Raw genomic sequence first — 705 nt, forward strand, 5'->3', positions numbered from 1 at the left:
TGCTGACGGGTTGTCCCATTCGGAAATCCGCGGGTCAAGGGATATTTGCTCCTAACCGCGGCTTATCGCAGCTTATCACGTCCTTCATCGCCTCCATGAGCCAAGGCATCCGCCATGCGCCCTTATTTACTTTCTTGGTAGATGCCGCCGAAATAACGGCGGAATCTCATACTTTCAGCTGTGTCCCGCAAAAAGCGGGAACACCTCGTTCTTGAGTTTCACTCTACAGTTTCGTGTGTCAATATGTCAAAGATCTCTTTTCCTCTTATTAAAGGAAACAGTGGAGAATATCGGGCTCGAACCGATGACCTCTTGCATGCCATGCAAGCGCTCTAGCCAACTGAGCTAATCCCCCGTAAGGTAGTCCCAGGCAGACTTGAACTGCCTTGGGCACATTGACCTTTCGGTCGATGTGTAGTCCCAGGCAGACTTGAACTGCCGACCTCCACATTATCAGTGTGGCGCTCTAACCAACTGAGCTATAGGACTGTTTAGGTGGTTTAAGTCTTGCGAGCCAAGCTCAGCTTCCTTTTATTCCCTAAGACAGAGTTTGCTAGTACAAGAAGGAAACGAACCAAAAAAAAGGTCCTTCCGACTCCTCTAAGGCGCCCCTCCAGAAAGGAGGTGTTCCAGCCGCACCTTCCGGTACGGCTACCTTGTTACGACTTAGCCCCAATCACCGGTTTCACCCTAGGCCGACCCTCG

Annotated in this window: 2 tRNA genes and 2 rRNA genes; all 4 read right to left on the minus strand. The window is 51.1% G+C overall.

The annotated features are described in order from the left end of the window. Nucleotides 1-136 (minus strand): 23S ribosomal RNA (locus CIK98_RS16570); the annotation flags it as partial. A gap of 145 nt (nucleotides 137-281) precedes the next feature. Next, a tRNA-Ala gene (locus tag CIK98_RS16575) sits at nucleotides 282-355 on the minus strand. 60 nt (nucleotides 356-415) lie between these two features. After that, a tRNA-Ile gene (locus tag CIK98_RS16580) sits at nucleotides 416-489 on the minus strand. A 128-nt stretch (nucleotides 490-617) separates the two neighbouring features. Then, nucleotides 618-705: ribosomal RNA gene (locus tag CIK98_RS16585) — 16S ribosomal RNA — on the minus strand; the annotation flags it as partial.

Origin of the sequence: Prevotella sp. P2-180 (assembly GCF_002251435.1) — a bacterium.
Lineage (GTDB): Bacteria > Bacteroidota > Bacteroidia > Bacteroidales > Bacteroidaceae > Prevotella.